Annotated in this window: 1 protein-coding gene and 2 pseudogenes; all 3 read left to right on the top strand. The window is 41.4% G+C overall.

Annotation, left to right across the window (positions count from 1 at the left end):
* On the top strand, positions 1-723 hold a 723-nt coding region (locus tag AVJ19_RS20910), incomplete at its 5' end, for a hypothetical protein (RefSeq protein ID WP_213067283.1).
* Positions 716-2,259, top strand: a pseudogene (locus AVJ19_RS20905) (DNA cytosine methyltransferase). The gene AVJ19_RS20910 and the pseudogene AVJ19_RS20905, both read left to right, overlap by 8 nt.
* Positions 2,260-2,470, top strand: a pseudogene (locus AVJ19_RS20900) (hypothetical protein); the annotation flags it as partial.

The raw sequence follows: 2,470 nt of genomic DNA, 5'->3' as shown, positions 1-2,470 counted from the left end.
CCTGCGGAAGGCAAAAATGCAATTCCAATGAACATGGTTGAGCAGATTGCATCAAACACATTGGCAGGTGTGATGCCACATCAATTCCAACGTGGTTTAGTTTTGCTGAGTACATCAGGCAAAACATTCATGCCAAGCTTTGCTGAGTTCCGTACTCTGTGTATTGGTCAAGATTGGTGGAATACTGAAAAAGCATGGGTGAAAGCGTGTGAGTACACCAAGATTATTGAGCACAAAGCTATTGAAATTGAGAAAGGTGTTTTTCAATTCCAAGAAATCACCACGATCGCTAAATTTGCACTGGATCAAGTTAGCCTTCTGATTGCTGATGGTGAGATGCATCGAGCAAAAGATGAGTTTGTAAGACTGTATGGTGAATATTTGGCTGAAGCCCAATTGAAAGGGCGTGTTCAAGAGTGGTACCAAGAGCCAAAGCAGCTAACTTGGGATAACGAACAAGAAAAGCGAGTAGAGCACAAACCTATTTCAAACCTCGAAGCACAAGAGCGCTTAAACGCACTTAAGCAAAAAATGAATGTGCGTAACCGCAATATTTCCAAACCACAGGAATTAAAACCGTCAGCTAAACCATTGAATACACCAATTATCAATGAGTGGCCAGATCCTTTTGATCAACCAGAGGAATATTTAAAACAGTGCCAATTGGATGGTTGTGCAGTACCTGCAACGATTCGTAAGCAGTTGGGAGGTCCTTATGTTTGATTTACTTCCTCACGAATTGATCATCGATAACTTTGCTGGCGGTGGTGGAACGTCAACCGGTCTAGAACAGGCATTTAATCGTCCTGTGGATGTTGCAATTAATCACGATCCAAAAGCCTTAGCGATGCATCGAGTGAATCATCCTGATACTAAGCACTATTGCGAAAGTGTCTGGGATATTGACCCAATCCAAGTAACAGACAATCAGCCTGTAGGCTTAGTATGGCTTTCGCCTGATTGCAAACATTTTTCAAAAGCTAAAGGCGGCAAGCCTGTAGAAAAAAAGATACGTGGATTGGCATGGGTTGCACTACGTTGGGCTGCCAAAACTCGCCCACGTGTCATTATGCTTGAGAATGTCGAAGAATTTAAAACTTGGGGTGATCTTGCTGCAGATGGAAAACCATGCCCAAAAAATAAAGGACGCACTTTTAATTCATTTGTGAATGCGCTCAAAAGACAAGGTTACCAAGTTGACTATCGAGAATTACGAGCATGTGACTATGGTTCGCCCACCATTCGTAAACGTTTTTTCTTAATTGCGCGCGTGATGGTCTAAAAATTCAATGGCCACAACCAACACATGGCCATCCTAATTCAATCCAAGTGCAAAAAGGTAACCTAAAACCTTGGCGCACAGCTGCAGAGTGTATCGACTGGAGTATTGAAGCACCAAGTATATTCACTCGTAATCGCCCATTAGCTACAGCAACAATGGAGCGTATTGCAGCAGGGATTAAGAAATTTATATTAGATGTTCAAGATCCTTTTGTGGTGAATGGAATTGCACCTGTATTAACCGAATGTGCCAATGCATCAAATAAACGATCTATGCCGATTGATGAGCCACTTCGAACCATCTGTGCTCAAACTAAAGGTGGTCACCATGCTTTGATTGCACCAAGTCTTATTGTCAATACGAGTAGTCATCCTGGTAATCATGTTTCTAAGCCTTTGCATACCATTACTACAGGTGGACACCATGGTTTAGTCTCTGCATTTTTAGCAAAGAATTATACCGGTGTGATTGGTAGTGATATTCAAGATCCAATCCATACCATTACTGCAAAAGACCACAATTCATTAGTGATAAGCCATTTATCTAAAATGAAGAACAACTGTGTTGGCCAAGATTTAAATGAGCCGATTCACACCATGACCACAGTGAACCAATTTGCTGAAGTTCGTGCTTTTTTAACAGCATTTTATGGCAATGAAAGAGATGGCAATTCGGTTAATGAACCATTACGGACCATACCAACCAAGGATCGTTTTGGCTTGGTGCGAGTTGAGGGGCAAGAATATTCAATTGTTGATATTGGTTTTCGCATGTTGCAACCGGTTGAATTATTTAAAGCGCAAGGTTTTCCTGATTCATACATTTTTACGCATGGGATAAATGAACATGGAGACGAAATTCGCTTAACAAAAACAGAGCAGACCAGAATGGTGGGTAATTCGGTTTGTCCTCAATTAGCACGTGCTTTAGTTGAAGCGAACTTTAGCCATGAGAAGAAATATAGAGGTGCAGCTTAAGTGACATCAATCTCAATCGCTGACTATCACGCTAAATACGCAAAACCACGCCGTACCAAACGTCGTGTGTCAGTGAAAAAAGAACGTGTGGTGAGTGAGGGTGAGGCAACTCTCATTCAGCATTTAAAAACGTACAACATTGAATTTCAGGCGGAATTTCAATTTCATCCTGAACGGAAATGGAGAGCTGATTTTCATTTGGTTGGAAAAA

Origin of the sequence: Acinetobacter sp. CFCC 10889 (assembly GCF_003268395.1) — a bacterium.
Lineage (GTDB): Bacteria > Pseudomonadota > Gammaproteobacteria > Pseudomonadales > Moraxellaceae > Acinetobacter.
This window is presented reverse-complemented; position numbering and strand designations above follow the sequence as displayed.